This is a genomic window from Kitasatospora sp. NPDC057692 (assembly GCF_042799475.1).
In the GTDB taxonomy this organism is placed as follows: domain Bacteria; phylum Actinomycetota; class Actinomycetes; order Streptomycetales; family Streptomycetaceae; genus Kitasatospora.
On the sequence record NZ_JBHVIV010000032.1, the window covers coordinates 37389 to 52067 of the forward strand.

General features: G+C 73.8%; 12 protein-coding genes and 1 pseudogene. 5 read left to right on the forward strand and 8 right to left on the reverse strand.

Features of this window, described 5'->3' with window-relative positions:
- Window positions 1–157 precede the first annotated feature (157 nt).
- On the forward strand, window positions 158–1363 hold the full coding sequence (locus tag ACFVFS_RS19630) for an agmatine deiminase family protein (RefSeq protein WP_380625805.1): 1206 nt from the start codon (window positions 158–160) through the stop codon (window positions 1361–1363).
- A gap of 15 nt (window positions 1364–1378) precedes the next feature.
- Here ACFVFS_RS19630 and ACFVFS_RS19635 read toward each other — a convergent pair whose 3' ends face one another.
- Complete coding sequence (locus ACFVFS_RS19635) at window positions 1379–2017, reverse strand: TetR/AcrR family transcriptional regulator (RefSeq protein ID WP_380625807.1); 639 nt, start codon at window positions 2015–2017, stop codon at window positions 1379–1381.
- 142 nt (window positions 2018–2159) lie between these two features.
- Here ACFVFS_RS19635 and ACFVFS_RS19640 point away from each other — a divergent pair, with 142 nt between their 5' ends.
- Window positions 2160–3338 (forward strand): agmatine/peptidylarginine deiminase, encoded by a 1179-nt coding sequence (locus ACFVFS_RS19640; RefSeq protein WP_380625809.1) that lies wholly within the window; start codon window positions 2160–2162, stop codon window positions 3336–3338.
- A gap of 48 nt (window positions 3339–3386) precedes the next feature.
- On the opposite strand, the gene ACFVFS_RS19645 is transcribed toward ACFVFS_RS19640, so the two are convergent.
- The 3 genes from ACFVFS_RS19645 to ACFVFS_RS19655 form a co-directional block, all read right to left on the reverse strand.
- Window positions 3387–4424 carry an agmatine/peptidylarginine deiminase gene (locus ACFVFS_RS19645; protein WP_380625811.1) on the reverse strand — a complete coding sequence of 346 codons (1038 nt, stop codon included), beginning with the start codon at window positions 4422–4424 and terminating at the stop codon, window positions 3387–3389.
- Window positions 4425–4595: 171 nt separating this feature from the next.
- On the reverse strand, window positions 4596–5174 hold the full coding sequence (locus ACFVFS_RS19650) for a TetR/AcrR family transcriptional regulator (RefSeq protein WP_380625813.1): 579 nt from the start codon (window positions 5172–5174) through the stop codon (window positions 4596–4598).
- Window positions 5175–5271: 97 nt separating this feature from the next.
- A complete protein-coding gene (locus tag ACFVFS_RS19655) occupies window positions 5272–6432 on the reverse strand; it encodes an iron-containing alcohol dehydrogenase (protein ID WP_380625815.1) in 1161 nt (386 codons plus the stop codon).
- Between the two features lie 136 nt (window positions 6433–6568).
- Here ACFVFS_RS19655 and ACFVFS_RS19660 point away from each other — a divergent pair, with 136 nt between their 5' ends.
- Window positions 6569–7537 carry a LysR family transcriptional regulator gene (locus ACFVFS_RS19660; protein WP_380625817.1) on the forward strand — a complete coding sequence of 323 codons (969 nt, stop codon included), beginning with the start codon at window positions 6569–6571 and terminating at the stop codon, window positions 7535–7537.
- Between the two features lie 75 nt (window positions 7538–7612).
- Here the strand turns inward: ACFVFS_RS19660 and ACFVFS_RS19665 are convergent, their stop codons facing one another.
- The 4 genes from ACFVFS_RS19665 to ACFVFS_RS19680 all read right to left on the reverse strand — a co-directional run bounded on the left by ACFVFS_RS19665 (window position 7613) and on the right by ACFVFS_RS19680 (window position 10838).
- Complete coding sequence (locus tag ACFVFS_RS19665; RefSeq protein WP_380625819.1) at window positions 7613–8365, reverse strand: choice-of-anchor P family protein; 753 nt, start codon at window positions 8363–8365, stop codon at window positions 7613–7615.
- 161 nt (window positions 8366–8526) lie between these two features.
- Entirely contained in the window at window positions 8527–9954 is a 1428-nt protein-coding gene (locus tag ACFVFS_RS19670) for a glycosyltransferase (protein ID WP_380625821.1), read from the reverse strand.
- Window positions 9951–10556 carry an archaeosortase/exosortase family protein gene (locus tag ACFVFS_RS19675; RefSeq protein WP_380625823.1) on the reverse strand — a complete coding sequence of 202 codons (606 nt, stop codon included), beginning with the start codon at window positions 10554–10556 and terminating at the stop codon, window positions 9951–9953. The genes ACFVFS_RS19670 and ACFVFS_RS19675 overlap by 4 nt, the downstream gene beginning before the upstream one ends.
- A gap of 84 nt (window positions 10557–10640) precedes the next feature.
- The gene (locus ACFVFS_RS19680) at window positions 10641–10838 is read right to left on the reverse strand and encodes a hypothetical protein (protein WP_380625825.1); all 198 of its coding nucleotides are present in this window, start codon (window positions 10836–10838) and stop codon (window positions 10641–10643) included.
- Window positions 10839–11179: 341 nt separating this feature from the next.
- On the opposite strand from ACFVFS_RS19680, the gene wecB reads away from it, so the two are divergent.
- Both wecB and ACFVFS_RS19690 read left to right on the forward strand, forming a co-directional pair.
- Window positions 11180–12328 carry a non-hydrolyzing UDP-N-acetylglucosamine 2-epimerase gene (wecB, locus tag ACFVFS_RS19685; protein ID WP_380625826.1) on the forward strand — a complete coding sequence of 383 codons (1149 nt, stop codon included), beginning with the start codon at window positions 11180–11182 and terminating at the stop codon, window positions 12326–12328.
- A 422-nt stretch (window positions 12329–12750) separates the two neighbouring features.
- Window positions 12751–14679 (forward strand): annotated as a pseudogene (locus ACFVFS_RS19690) (hypothetical protein); the annotation flags it as partial.

Genomic DNA, 14679 nt, shown 5'->3' on the forward strand with positions numbered 1-14679 from the left:
CCCGGTCCGGCAGGCGGTGGGACCTGCGGGGCCGGGGCGGTCGGCCGACGGCCGGGGGATTCCCCCCGAACGGCGGATGCGTGCCGCGCCGGGTCCTGACCCGACGGTCAGTAGCGTGCGGATCCGAACCCCGCCCCACCTACCGGAACGAGGCTCCATGGCTCAGCCCCGGCCCTCCCGTCGCTCGCTCCTCCGGTCCGGGGCGGCGCTCGCCGCCCTGGCCCTCGCCGGCGGCTGCTCCTCCGACGGCGAGGAGCAGCCGTCCGGCGCCGGCGCCACCGCTCCGGCCGGCGGTCCGGCCACCGCGCCGGCCGCCTCCCCGTCCGGCGGACCGGCGGTGAGCAGGCCGACCATGCCGGCCGAGTCCGCCCCGCACACCCGCACCTTCATGGCCTGGCCGGCCCTGGAGGAGGTGTGGGGCGACCAGCTGCCCGGCGTCCGGCAGGACATCGCGGGCCTGGCCCGGGCCGTGGCCGGCTTCGAGCCGGTGGTGCTGCTGGCCCGTCCCGACCAGGCCGACCAGGCCCGCCGGTCCTGCGGCTCCTCGGTGGAGGTGCTGGACCTGATGGTCGACGACCTGTGGGCCCGGGACACCGGACCGACCTTCGTCATCGGCCCGCAGGGGCTCGCCGGGGTCGACTTCAACTTCAACGGCTGGGGCGGCAAGCAGACCCACGCCAACGACGGCCAGGTCGCCCGCACCCTGCTGGCCCACTACGGCATCACCCGCGTCCAGGCACCGGTCACCGGCGAGGGCGGCGGCATCGAGGTGGACGGGGAGGGCACGCTGATGGCCACCGAGAGCTCCTGGGTCAACGAGAACCGCAATCCCGGGGTGTCCCGCGACCGGATCGAGGCGGCCTTCAAGGAGCTGCTGGGCGTCGAGAAGGTGATCTGGTTCCAGGGCGTCGCCGGGCAGGACATCACCGACTGCCACGTCGACGCGCTCGCCCGCTTCGCCGAGCCCGGGACCGTCCTGCTGCACCGCCCCGCCGCCGACACCCCGCCGGACGTCTGGACCACGGCCTCGGCGCAGGCGCGGCAGGTGCTGGAGTCCGCGACCGACGCCAGGGGACGCAGGCTCCGGGTGGTGGACCTGCCCGAGCCGGACTTCGAGCTGATCCAGGGCGCCGGCAAGGACTTCCTCGCCACCTACATCAACTACTACGTCTGCAACGGCGGCGTGATCGTCCCGCGCTTCGGGGACCCGGCCGCCGACGACCACGCGGCCGCCGTCATCGGCGACCTGCACCCGGGGCGCACGGTCACCCAGGTCGACATCCACCACATCGCCGGTGGCGGCGGCGGGATCCACTGCGCCACCCAGCAGCAGCCCGCCGTACCCGGCCCGACCCCGTCGTGAGCGCGCCCGGGCCGGTCACACGGTCGAGGCGAGGGCGTCCAGCAGCGTCCGCAGCACCCGCCGGGCGTCCACCGCCGCGTCCAGCGACCCGATGGCGGCGAGTCCGTCCACGGCCGCGGCGAGGGCCTCACCCAGCGGGACGGGGTCGGCGGCGCTGCCCCGCTCGTCGGCCAGGCACCGGAACAGGCGGACGAAGGAGGACCGCCAGCGCGCGTACTCGGCCTCCAGGCTCGTGTGGACGCGCTCGTCGTTGAGGGCGAGCCAGTGCAGGGCGGCGTGCAGGCGGGCCAGGTCGGGGCTCTCCGGCCGGGTGAGCAGGTCCAGCACCCGCTCCGCCCGTTCGGCGTGCCCGCCGGGGCCGCCCACCGCCTCCTCCAGCGGGGTGATCCACTCCGGGCGGATGTCCGCCACCACGGCCACGATCAGATCGGTGCGGTCGGCGAAGTGGTAGTGGCACATCCCGTGCGACACCCCGCACAGCGCGGCGACGTTGCGGGTGGTGAACCGGCCGGCGTCGCCGCCCGCGAGCAGGGTGCGGGCCGCCGCGATCAGCCGCGCCCGGGTCTGCTCGCCCTTGGCGGACGCCCGCGCGCGGCCGGTGCCGCGCGGTCCGGAGGCCGTTGCCGGAACTGTGCGTGTCGCCCGAGTCGCCATGGGCGCCACTGTAACGACCGGGGGAGCGCGGCAGGGGCGGTTCGGGGCCGATCTCCGTCCGAAGTATTGACCGAGCGCTTGGTCAGTTCTAGCTTTTCGGTCAACTGCTCGACGAGCACAGCACTTTGAGAGGGAGGCAGTAATGGACGAACGCTCCGGAGCCGGGACGCCGCTCACCCGGGACCTCGGCCGCCGCCGGTTCCTGACGGCCGCCGGGCTCGCCGTCGCCGGGACCGCGCTGGCCGGTGCCGCCGGCGGCACGGCGCAGGCGGCCGAGCGCCGGACCGCCGCCGCGGGCCAGGGCGCCGCCGGGGGCTTCCGGGTGCCGCTGGACACCGTCCGGCACACCCGGACCTGGATGGCCTGGCCGGACAGCAGCACCATCTGGCGCGGCCGGCTCGCCGCGGTCCAGGCGAACATCGCGCTGATCGCCAGGACCGTCGCGAAGTACGAGCCGGTGACCGTGTGCGCCAACCCGGCGAGCGTCGCCAAGGCCCGGTCGATGTGCGGCGCGGCCGTCACCGTCATCGGGGACATCCCGGTGGACGACTGCTGGATGCGCGACACCGGCCCGGTCTTCCGCACCGACGGCGCGGGCGGCCTCGACACGATCGGCCTCAACTTCAACGGCTGGGGCAACCACCAGAACCCGCACGGCAACGACGCGCTGGTCGCCCCGCGCCTCGCGGCCCGCCTGGGGCTGCCGTTCACCGCCGCCGGCCTGGTCGCCGAGGGCGGCGGCGTGGAGACCGACGGCGCCGGGACGCTGATGGCCACCCGCAGCAGCGTCCTCAACGCCAACCGCAACCCCGGGATGTCCCAGGCGCAGGCCGAGGCCGCGCTGTGCTCCGCGTTCGGCGCGTCCAAGGTCATCTGGTTCCCGGGCATCGCGGGCCAGGACGTCACCGACGACCACGTGGACGCCACCTCCCGGTTCACCGGCGGCGGGGCGGCCGTGGTCCAGAAGCCCCTGGCCCGCGACACCGACGTCTGGTCCGAGGACCAGCGCCAGCAGTACCGGGCCCTGACCTCCGCCACCAGCGCCCAGGGGACGCCGTTCGCGGTCAGCCAGATCCAGGGCCCCGACTACAACCTGATCCGCTCCACCGACCCGAACGTCGTCGGCTCCTACGCCAACTACTACCTGTGCAACAACGCGGTGATCTCCGCGCAGTTCGGCGACACCAGGGCCGACAGCGCGGCCAGGGCCACCCTCGCCAGGCTGTTCCCCGGCCGGACCGTCGAGCAGCTGAACATCGACGCCCTCGCGGCGGGCGGCGGCGGGATCCACTGCGTCACCCAGCAGCAGCCCGCGGTCTGAGGCCGCGGCGCCGGGCCCGGCGCGCGCACCGGGCCCGGCCCCACGGGGCTACGGCAGCGGCTCGTGCATGGTCGAGCAGTGGATGCCGCCGCCCCCGGCCATCAGCCGGTCGACGTCGATCTGCACCACCTCGCGGCCGGGGAAGGCCGCGGCGAGCGCCTCCCTGGCGGCGGCGTCCTTGTAGGGGTCGCCGAACTGGGTGGTGACGACGCCGCCGTTGACGAGGTGGAAGTTGAGGTAGGAGTCGACGAACTTCGAGCTGCGGGAGCGCACGGTGTCAGGGCCGTGCACGGGGACGACCTGGAGGCGGCGGCCCCGGGCGTCGGTGGCGGCGGACAGCAGGGCGAACTGCTCGCGGGCGTCGCGGGCCCAGACGTCGTCGCGGTCGGCCGGCGGCAGCTGGACCATCACCACGCCGGGGCGCACGAAGCGCGAGGTGACGTCGACGTGGTCGTCGGTGATGTCCTGGCCCTTGATGCCCGGCAGCCAGATCATGGTGTCCGCGCCGTAGGCGTCCAGGACGGCGTCCTCGATCTCGTCCCGGCTCATGCCGCGGTTGCGGTTCTTGTTCACCAGGCTGCTCTCGGTGGCCATCACGGTGCCGTCGCCGTCGGTCTCGATCGCGCCGCCCTCGCCGACGAAGTCCGCGTAGGAGTGGCGCAGCCCCCGGTGGGCGGCGAGCCGCTCGGCGACCCGGGCGTCGTCGTGGTGGACCTGCTTGTCGCCCCAGCCGTTGAAGTTGAGGACCACGGCGTCCAGGCCGCCGTAGCCGTCGCGGCGGAACACCGGGGCGATGTCGCGCATCCACAGGTCGTCGGTGGGGATCGCGGTGATCACCTCGACGCCGGAGCCGCACTGCGCCCGGGCCTTGCCCGCCGTCCAGTCGTCGGGGGCGCACATCACCACCGGCTCGAACTCGGCGATCGTCCGGGCGATCAGCGCGATGTCCTGCTGGACCCCGCCCAGCCGCAGCCCCCACACGCCGCGCCGGGAGGGCCAGGACATCCAGGTCCGCGCGTGCGGGACGTCGTCGGCCGGGACCCAGGAGAAGGGCTCGGCGGGCCGGTCGTCGCGGTAGTGGCTCATGAGGGTCTCCCGATCGTGCGGCGGTGCCCGGGCGGGGCGAGGGGCCCGTCCGGCCGTTCCAGCGTCGCACTGACTGAAAAGTCAGTCAAACCGACGGGCCGAAGGCGACGTATCGTGCAGCGGTGGTGCACGCACTGTGGCGGATCCGCGGCCGGCGGCCCGGTTCCCGGGTCAGGACCCGAGCCGGGCCACCTCGGCGTCGATCGCGTCGGTCATCAGCGTCCGGGCGTGCGCCAGCGGCAGGCTGCCGCTCAGCCAGCGGGTGCTCAGCCCCTCCAGCAGCGCGGTCAGCCGCTCCGCCGCACCCGCCAGTGCGACCGCCGAGGACATCGGCCGCACCGTGCCGAGCAGCTCGGCCACCTCCTGCACCCAGATCCTGGTCGCCCGCGCCAGGTCCTCGCGCAGCGTCTCGTCGAACACCGCGCTCGCCCGCAGCTCACCCCAGGCGGTGCTGTTCTCCCGCACCTCCACGGTGTCCTGCAGCTCCAGCAGCAGGGTCTGCTCCAGCTCCTCGCGGGCTGTGAGCGGCGGCGCGTCCGCGGCGCGCTCGGTGGTGTACCGCTCCGCCCGGTCGTTGATGAACTCCAGCGTCTGCTTGAGGATCCCCGTGCGGTCCTTGAAGTGGTAGTAGATCAGCGCGGTGGACACCCCCGCCTCGGCGGCGAGCTCCTCCACCCGCAGCCCGCGCACCCCGCGGCGCGCGATCACCCGCGCCGCTGCTTCCAAGATCGACGTTTTACGACTGGCCATGATCCGCCACCTTACCCGGGTCCGGTCTGGGGTGCGCCCGCGGGCTGAAAGTCCTGTCAGGTGACGGCCGGCCGGACGGCGACGGGACGGCGGAGGGTCAGTCGTAGATCCGGGCGTAGAGCTCCTCGATCTGGGCGGCCGTGGGGATCGCGGGGTTGTTGGCGGGGGAGCCCGAGGCCAGGGCCTGTTCGGCCATCAGGGGGGTGAGGCGGGTCCAGCTGTCGTGGGCGATGCCGTAGCTGCGCGGGGTGGGGACGTCCAGGTCGCGGCAGAGGGTGCGCAGCGCGTCCACGAGCAGGTCGGCGGCCGCCTCGTCGGGGTCGGCGGCGGTCGCGGCCCCCAGGGCGCGGGCGCAGTCGGCGTACCGGGCGGGCGCGGCGTGGACGGAGAAGGCGGTGACGGCGGGGAACAGCATCGCGTTCGACAGCCCGTGGGCGACGTGGAAGTGGGCGCCGATCGGGCGGCTCATGCCGTGCACCAGGGCGACGCTGGAGTTCGAGAAGGCGATGCCGGCCTGGGTCGCGGCGAGCATCATGGCCTCGCGCGCCCCGGTGTCCGAGCCGTCCGCGTAGGCGCGGCGCAGCCGGCGGCCGATGGTGCCGATCGCGGTGAGGGCGAGGCCGTCGGAGAACGGGTTGGCCTTGCGGCTCACGTACGCCTCGACCGCGTGGGTGAGGGCGTCGATGCCGGTGTCGGCGGTCAGCCGGGGCGGCATCGACATGGTCAGCTCGACGTCGATCACGGCGGCGACCGGCAGGAACGCCGGCCCCGGACAGAGCATCTTCTCGTCCGTGGCGCTGTCGGTGATGACGGTGAACCGGGTCGCCTCCGAGCCGCTGCCGGCGGTGGTCGGGACGGCGATCACCGGCAGCGCCGGCCCGTGGTTGACGTGCGGCGCCTTGTAGTCGCGCATCCGGCCGCCCTGCACGCCCAGCAGGGCGAGCGCCTTGGCACTGTCCATCGGGCTGCCGCCGCCGAACCCGATGACCGAGTCCGCGCCGTGGGCGCGCAGTGCCTCCAGGCCCGGGACCAGCGAGTCGGTGGTCGGATCGGGCACGGTGTCCGCGAACAGCCGTGGCTGCAGCCCGGCGTCCAGCAGTGTCGCGGTCAGCCGCTCGGCCGCGCCGCTGCCGACCAGGAAGGCGTCCGTGACCAGGAGCGGGCGGCTGAGCCCCAGTTCCCGGAGGACGTCGCCGAGTTCGGCGGCGGCGCCGCGGCCGACACGCATGATCCGCGGCAGGGCGAGGTCGGCAACCATGGGGAACCCCTCAACGCTGGGAGGGCGGTGGCCGGGCGCCCCCGCCGGGAAGGTTCGACTGTGCCGCCCGCGCGGGTGTGCGTTCAAGCGCCAATCACGCAGACCCGGTGTGCGCGGATGCAGATAGGGTGAGGCCGTGCCTTCCCGTCCCCGCCCGCTCGGCGACCGGCTCCGCGCGGACGACCTGCGCCACCTGCTCGCGGTCGCCCGGACGGGGCGGCTGGTGACCGCCGCCGACGCGCTCGGCGTGGACCACACCACCGTGTCCCGCCGGATCGCCGCACTGGAGAAGAGCCTGGGCGTGCGGCTGCTGGAACGCGGCACCGAGGGCTGGGCCCTGACGGAGGCCGGGAAGGCCGTCTGCGAGAGCGCCCACGCGATCGAGGACGCCCTCGTCCGCGCCGTCGACGCGGTGTCCGGGCAGGACGCGCCGTCCCTGCACGGCACCGTCCGGGTGAGCGCGCCGGACGGCTTCGGCACCGTCTTCGCCACCCCGGCGCTGGCCCGGGTGCGCCGGAACCACCCCCGGCTGCAGGCCGAACTCATGACGGCGACCAGGCAGTTGACGCTGCGACCGGCCGGCTTCGACCTCGCTCTGACCATCGGCAGGCCGCCGCGAAGCCGGCTGGTCACGGAGCACCTCACCGACTACGCGCTGGGGCTGTACGCCGCCGACGAGTACCTCGCGCGGTGCGGGGCGCCCGACACGGTCGGCGCGCTGCGGGAGCATCCGCTGATCTTCTACATCGAGTCGATGCTCCAGGTCGGCGACCTCGACATCGAACGCCATCTGCCGGGCAGCACACCCGCGTTCTCCTCCACCAACGTCTTCGCCCAGGTGGAGGCGGCCAGGCTGGGGGCCGGTATCGGCGTGCTGCCCGCCTTCCTCGCCGAGCGGGCCGGACTGCGGCGGCTGCTGGCCGAGGAGGTCGACATCCGACTGCCGATCACCCTGGCCGTGCGGCGCGAGGCGGTGACGCGGCCCGCCGTCCGGGCCGTGCGCGACGCCCTGCACCGGGAGGTCGCCGAGCGCGCCGCCGAGCTGCTCCCCCGGGGAGTGCCCGAGCGCGCCCGCAGCGACGCCCCGGAGGGCCTCGGCCACTGATCCGTCCGGACGCCCGAGGGCGCCCCGACCGAGCACAGACGGTCGGGGCGCCCTCGGGTCCGCGCCGGGGACCGGTCAGGCGGCCGGGGTGGCCGTGCCGCCGCCGCGACGGCGCAGGTAGACGACGCCGAGGCCGACGGCCACGGTCGCGGCGCCGGTCGCGGAGGCGACCTGGGCGTTGATCATGGGAACGGGGGTGGCGGGCGACGCGCCGCCGCACTGGGCGTGGCCGATGATCAGGTTCGCGCCGTTGAGCGCGGGCAGCAGGATGAAGTGGACGGCGTTGACGGTCAGGACGCCGTCGGCGTCGGTGCTCTGCTCGTTGAGGATCACCTGGCCGATGCCGGGGATGCTGACCGAGGTGTTCTGGGGGGCGTTGGCCTGCAGGGTGACCGGGGGGAGCGGGGCCGGCAGGGTGACCGTGCCGCCGGCGATGGTGCCGTTCCCGGTGGCGCCGCTGGGGGTGGCGTTGCAGGTGGCGTTGACGCCGGTCAGGGTCGCGCTGCCGACGGGGCCGAAGTTGACGCCGATGCTGTCGACGGTGGCGGAGGCCGAGGAGGTCCCCGTGGTCGGGTCGCCCGCGGTGGTGGCGGTCAGCGTGGAGTCGGTGGCGTAGGGCCCGGCGGTGAGGCCTACCAGGGTGGAGGTGCCGCCGGGCGGATAGGTGGAGGTGGGGGTCGGCGGTACGGCGGCCAGGTTGCCGAAGGCGTCGGCGGAGACGACGTAGGCGTTGGCCTCGGGGGAGGTGAGCGCGGCGAACGCCGGGCCGGCCACCGAGGTCAGGATGCCTGCGGCGAGGGCGGTACCGGCCAGGAGGCGGGTGCGCATGCGTGTTCTCACGGGGAGGGGGGCCTTTCCTGGGGAAGGGGGTGAGGGCCTTACCAGCGTGCGCATGCGACGACCGGGTTGTCTGATTTTCGTACGTGGCGCGAGGGGGTTTTCCGGAATTCCGCTCGCGCGGCCCATCCCCGGGTCGGCCGGCGGGGAGCTCAGGGGGCGAACTCGCCGACCGCGGCCGACCGGTCGCGGTGGTCGAGGTGGTCGATGCGGTCGATGTGATCAAGGCGGTCGAGGGGATCGACGGGGTGCGGCAGCGCGGTGCGGGCGGTCTTGTGCCAGGAGTCCTTGCGGCGCAGGATCCGCCAGAACGCGCGGACCGCCACGACGTAGGTGGCGGCGGCGTAGAGGGCCAGGGCGAGGCCGTAGCCGAGCGCGGCGCGGAGGCTGATGTCCGGTTCGCAGCGCCGCCGGTACAGCGGCCCCCACAGTGCGAACTCGCCCACCCCGATCAGCAGGTAGATCAGCAGCAGCGGGGCGCCGCCGTGCTGGAGGAAGTCGAGCGTGAACTGCGGGTAGGTGACGGCGTTGTAGGAGAACACCAGGATCGGCACCAGGTAGGCGACGAGGCCGACGAGCTGGAGCCAGGGCTGGGCCATGAAGTACAGGACCTCCAGGAAGCCGAGGGTGGTGAACTCGCGGGAGCCCCAGATCGAGCGCATGTAGCGGGCGCACTGCATGGAGCCCTGGGCCCAGCGCACCCGCTGGGTGAGCAGCTGCCGCATGCTCCACAGGGCCTCCTGGTCGACCCAGGCGTCGGTGGTGTAGCCGTTGCGCCAGCCGGCCAGCATCAGCCGCAGGCCCAGTTCGAAGTCCTCCAGCAGGGCCTTGCCCCACGGCTGTTCGTCGTCGAACCCGATGGAGTCCAGCGCCGACAGCCGGGTGAGCTGGCCGTTGCCGCCGACGTTGACCGTCCCGGTGTGCCGCCGGGTGATCTGCATCGCCGAGATCGGCCCGCGGAACTCCAGGTCCTGGAGGCGGGCCAGCAGCCGGGCGCAGCGGTTGGCGACCGGCCCGCGCCCGGGCAGCGGCGTGGCGACGTCCCGGTTGGACATCCGGACCTCGACCTGGACGCCGCCGATCCTCCGGTCGCCGAAGTAGGCCTGGCCGGAGCAGACCTCGAACAGGTTCGGGGAGGGGCGGCCGTCGGCGTCCAGGACGCAGACGATCACCCGGTCGGCGTCGGTGCCGTGCCACAGCTCGGCGTTCAGCGCCCGGTAGGCGGCGTTGAGCGCGTCGCCCTTGCCGGTCCGCGCCTCGGGCAGGTGCCGGGAGACGAGGTGGACGGGCCGGCCGGCGTGTTCCCGCACCAGGACCAGCTCGGCGGTGCCGTCCGTGGAGTGGTCGTCGACCACCCACACGGTGGCTTCGGGGAAGTGCTCGTCGAGGTGGTCGAGGGTGGCGCCGATGACGGCCTCCTCGTCCCGGCAGGGGATGAAGAAGTGCCAGTCGAAGGCGGCCGGATCGCCGGGCGGCAGGGAACGGGCGCGCAGGTAGTTGCGCACGATGACCGCGACGTAGGCCAGGAAGCTGATGCCCAGGACGAAGGAGAGCGAGACCGAGGTGTCGAGGAGGGTCACTGCTCGGGCTCCTTGCCGTCGGGCGCGGTCCCGCGGGCGACGATGCGCAGGTAGAGCAGGAAGGCGGCGAGTGCGGCGGCCATCATCAGGACCGATCCGAACAGCACGTGGGCCCAGCCGAAGCCCTCCTCGCCGAGGTGGTGCTGCATGGCGACGATCAGCGTGATCCGGCCGAGGTTGGTGGCCACCAGCAGGGCGGCGGCCACGGCGAACGCCAGCAGCAGCCGAACGGGTCGGCGGGTGCTGAAGAGCAGCAGCAGGCCGGTCAGCAGGGCGAACGGGGCCATCAGCAGCGCGCTGCTGCAGCCGGCCGTCAGCGCGATCCCGCGGTGCAGGCCGGCGTCCGTGCCGGCGTAGAGGACCGGGGCGCTCGGCCCGGCCAGGAGCATCGTGCGCAGGCCCAGGAGGCGTCCGACGAACCACGCCGCCGAGGCGAGCTCCTGGTGGCGGTAGGCGTGCTCGCCGGCGACGAGCAGGCCGGTCGTGCCGAGCAGCACGGGCCCGAAGACCCGGCCGAGCACCGTGGTGCGGCCCGCCGCGGGCCCGCTCCGGCGGGTCGTCCAGGACGACGCCCCGGACAGTGAAGAGGTCTCAGTGGTCACAGCGGGACTCCCGGGACGAGGGGCGGGAAGCGGGGCCGCCGAGAAGAAACGATTCTCCTTGGCGGCCCGCGCTCGTTGAACGGTTCACCCTCGGCCGCGCTCCTGATGGCCCTGCTCCCGGGCGTCGGCGGCCAGGTGGCCGCGGCGGATCAGCGCGACACCGGTCACCACCATCACCACCGCGACGGCCGCCGCGATCCCGAGGCCGGGCGTCCCGGTGGCGGCCAGGGCTCCGCCGACTCCGGCCGCCGGCGGGATCCCGCCGTGAATGTTTCCGTACACCAGGACTCCTCCATCTCCACCGGGTGGTCGACACCGCCGGGCGGCGTCGGCCAGGACTCCCGTATGGTGCTGGCCCGCCGCGGCCGGAGCGGCGACGCCACGCGTCGCCCGGGGCGATTCCACCCGCACGCCGCATCCCGCGGAACCCGCGGCCGGGCCCGGCCGCCGGCGTCCGCCACCGCTGCGCCGTCCGGGAGGGCGTTGGGCCGACAGGGGGGCCTTGCCGAGGTCCGGGCGCGGATTCCCCGTGTCCCGCGGCGGTGCCGTGTCGATACTGCACCAGCCCTACCGACACATATGACAATCGGAGAACAATGCCTTCCGCCGACATCGCGCTGGTCTTGGGAACCCGACCGGAAATCGTCAAACTCGCCGGCGTCGCCCGTCGCCTCGGGCCGCAGGCCAGGATCGTCTGGACCGGCCAGCACTGGGACGCCGGCCTCACCACCTGCTTCTTCGACCAGTACGGCCTGCCCCGTCCGGACCACCTCCTCAAGGGCGTCGGCGGCGAGGCCCGCGGCCGGCAGATCGGCCGCATGGTCGCCACCCTCAGCGACCACTTCACCGAGCGCCCCCCGGCCGCCGTCGTCGTCCAGGGGGACACCAACACCGCCGCCGCCGGAGCCCTGGGCGCGCACTGCGCGGGGATTCCGGTCGTCCATGTGGAAGCGGGCCTGCGCTCCTTCGACAACGAGATGCCGGAGGAGACCAACCGGCGCCTCATCGCCCCCGTCGCCGACCTGCACTGCGCCCCGACCCCGACGGCCGCCGCCCACCTGCTGCGCGAGGGCGTCGAGGCCGGACGCGTCCTCGTCACCGGCAACACCGTCGTCGAGGCGACGCTGGAGACGCTCCCCACGGAGAGCGACGCCCGCGGCGTCCTCGCCCGGTACCGGGTGGCCCGGGACGCCTACGTGCTCGCCACCGTCCACCGCCCGGAGAACACCGACGACCCCGCGCGCCTGGCGCAGCTGCTCGACCAGCTCGCCGCCCTCGACCTGCCCGTGCTGATGCCGCTGCACCCGCGCACCCGGTCCGCCGTCGACCGGTTCGGCCTGCGCCACTCGATCGTCCGGCTGCGGCAGATCCCCCCGCTCGACCACGCCACCTTCCTGGCCCTGGCCCGCCACTGCCGTCTGCTGGTCTCCGACTCCGGCGGCGTGCAGGAGGAGTGCACCGTCCTCAAGCGCCCCCTGATCGTGGTCCGCAACTCCACCGAGCGCCCCGAAGCCGTCCGGGCCGGCTTCGCCCGCCTGGCCCAGCCGGGCCACCAACTCGCCCGAGCCCTAAGGGAGATGCTCGACGACGCGACGCTCGCCGGCCGACTCGCCCAGGTCCCCTCCCCGTACGGCGACGGCAGCGCCAGCGCCGACATCGTCGCCGCCATCCGTGCCCGCTACCTCGGTCGCGAGCAGGCCTTCGGCCCTCAGCTGCCGGCCCCCGGCCAGGCCGCGGACCGGGACCGCGCGGTGACGGCCCGCCACCCCTGAGGGCCGGGGGTCCGTCCGGTCGTCGCGCCGACCCCGATGGCGCACGTGACGGCTCGCCAGAATGACAGATAGTAATATTATGTGCACATATTGTTTCCATGACAAGAGACCTTTGCGGTCCGTCGCGCCTTCTGGAGCGCACGGCCCGCCTCGTGACGACAGCAACGCTGCTGGGAATGCTCGGCGCCGGCCTCACCGGATTACCGGCACAGGCCGAACCGGCCTCCCGGCAGGCGCCCGCGAGCACCGGCGGGCGCGTCCTGGCCACCGGCACACCACTGCTCCAGGAGACCTTCACCGGGGCCACGGCGGACCCCCGCTTCACCGCCGTCGGCTCCGCCTGCCTCACCGGCGCGCCCGCCGGGACCCTCACCCCCGGCGGCCATCCGCTCGGCGGCTGCCCTGCCCTTGAGGTCGGGCCGGTGCCGCCGCTGAACGCCGCGCCGCACGGCTACCTCCGGATCACCGACGCCTCGAACGACCAGAGCGGCGCCGTCCTGTTCGACCAGGCGCTGCCCGCCGGCAACGGCCTGGACGTCACCTTCGACCAGTGGCAGTACGGCAGCACCACGCCCGCCACCCCCGCCGACGGCATCTCCTTCTTCCTGGTCAACGGCGACACCTCGCTCACCCATCCGGGCGCCTTCGGCGGCAGCCTCGGCTACGCGCAGAAACTCCCCGACGACAACCCGAGCCTCACCTTCCTGCCCGGCGTCGACCGCGGCTACCTGGGCGTCGGGCTGGACGTCCTCGGCAACTACTTCGGCGACTGGGAGCAGCGCGGCAACGGCTGCGCGACCCGCTCGCCGGCCGGCACCGGCTTCCGCATCCCCGCGCCCGGCTCGAACATGGTCACCGTCCGCGGCCCGGGCGACGGCACCACCGGCTACTGCTTCCTGACCGCGACGACCAGCAACTTCACCACCACCGGCCCGTGGCCCTCGACCCTGCCGGGCCAGCTGCAGGGCCCGCTGACGGTGATGCCGCCGCTGGCGACCCCGGTGCAGGCGGAGACCCTGCTGGAGCCGTCCCGCCGCCAGGTGAACGTGCACCTGACCCCGGCGCCGTCGCCGGTGCTGACGATCAGTGTGGACTTCAACGACGGCACCGGCCCGCACCAGGTGCTGTCCACCCCCGCTCCGACGCCCGTCCCGTCCACCTACAAGTTCGGCTTCGCCGGGTCGACCGGCCTGTTCACCGACGTCCACCTGATCCGCAACGTGGTGGTCACCACCGACCAGCCGCTGCCCGCGCTGAACCTGGTGAAGCAGGTCCACCAGCCGCTGCCCGGGCTCATCACGGTCGGCACGCCCGTCCCGTACGACTTCGTGGTGACCAACTCCGGGAACGTGGCGATCGACAACCTGGGCGTCACCGACCCCAAGGTCGGGCCGGTCAGCTGCCCCGTCGTCACCCTGAACCCCGGCGAGACCGTGACGTGTACGGCCACCTACCTGGTGACCGCCGCCGACGCAGCGGCCGGCCAGATCGCCAACACGGCCGTGGCCACCGGCACCGCCGAAGGCGCCCCGATCGAGTCCCCGCCGGCCTCGGAGAACGTGCCGGTCGTGGCACCACCGGGCATCAACCTCACCAAGCACGTCGACGCCCCCGGCCCGTTCGCGGTCGGGGACACCGTGCCCTACAGCTACCTGGTCACCAACACCGGCGGTGTCCAGGTGAACGCCGTCAGCGTGACCGACGACCGGGTCACCGGCATCACCTGTGACGCCACCACGCTGGCCCCGGCCGGCAGCCCGGGCGACAGCACCACCTGCCACGGCAGCTACGTCGTCACCCAGCCGGACGCCGACGCCGGCCAGGTCGTCAACAACGCCCTCGCCCAGGGCACGGCCGACGGAGCGCCGGTCACCTCCCCGCCGGCCCAGGCCACCGTCCCCGTGGTCTCGACGTCGAGCCTGGGTCTGACGAAGCAGGCGAGCACCCCCGGCCCGGTGAACGTGGGCGACACCGTCACCTACACGTACACGGTCACCAACACGGGCGCGACGACGCTGAACAGCGTGAAGGTCGCGGACGACCACGTCACGCCGGTGAACTGCTCCGAGACGACGCTCGGTCCCGGGCAGAGCACGACGTGTACCGGTACCTATGTGGTGACGGCCGCCGACGCGGTGGTGGGCCATGTGCTCAATGTGGCGACGGCGAACGGCCTCAACCCGCAGGACGTGCCCGTCGAGAGCCCACCGGCGCAGGCCACGGTCGAGGTGGTGGGTGTCGCGGGTCTGTCGCTGACGAAGCAGGCGAGTACCCCGGGTCCGGTGAACGTGGGGGACACGGTCACCTACACGTACACGGTGACGAATACGGGTACGGCTGCGTTGCACAAC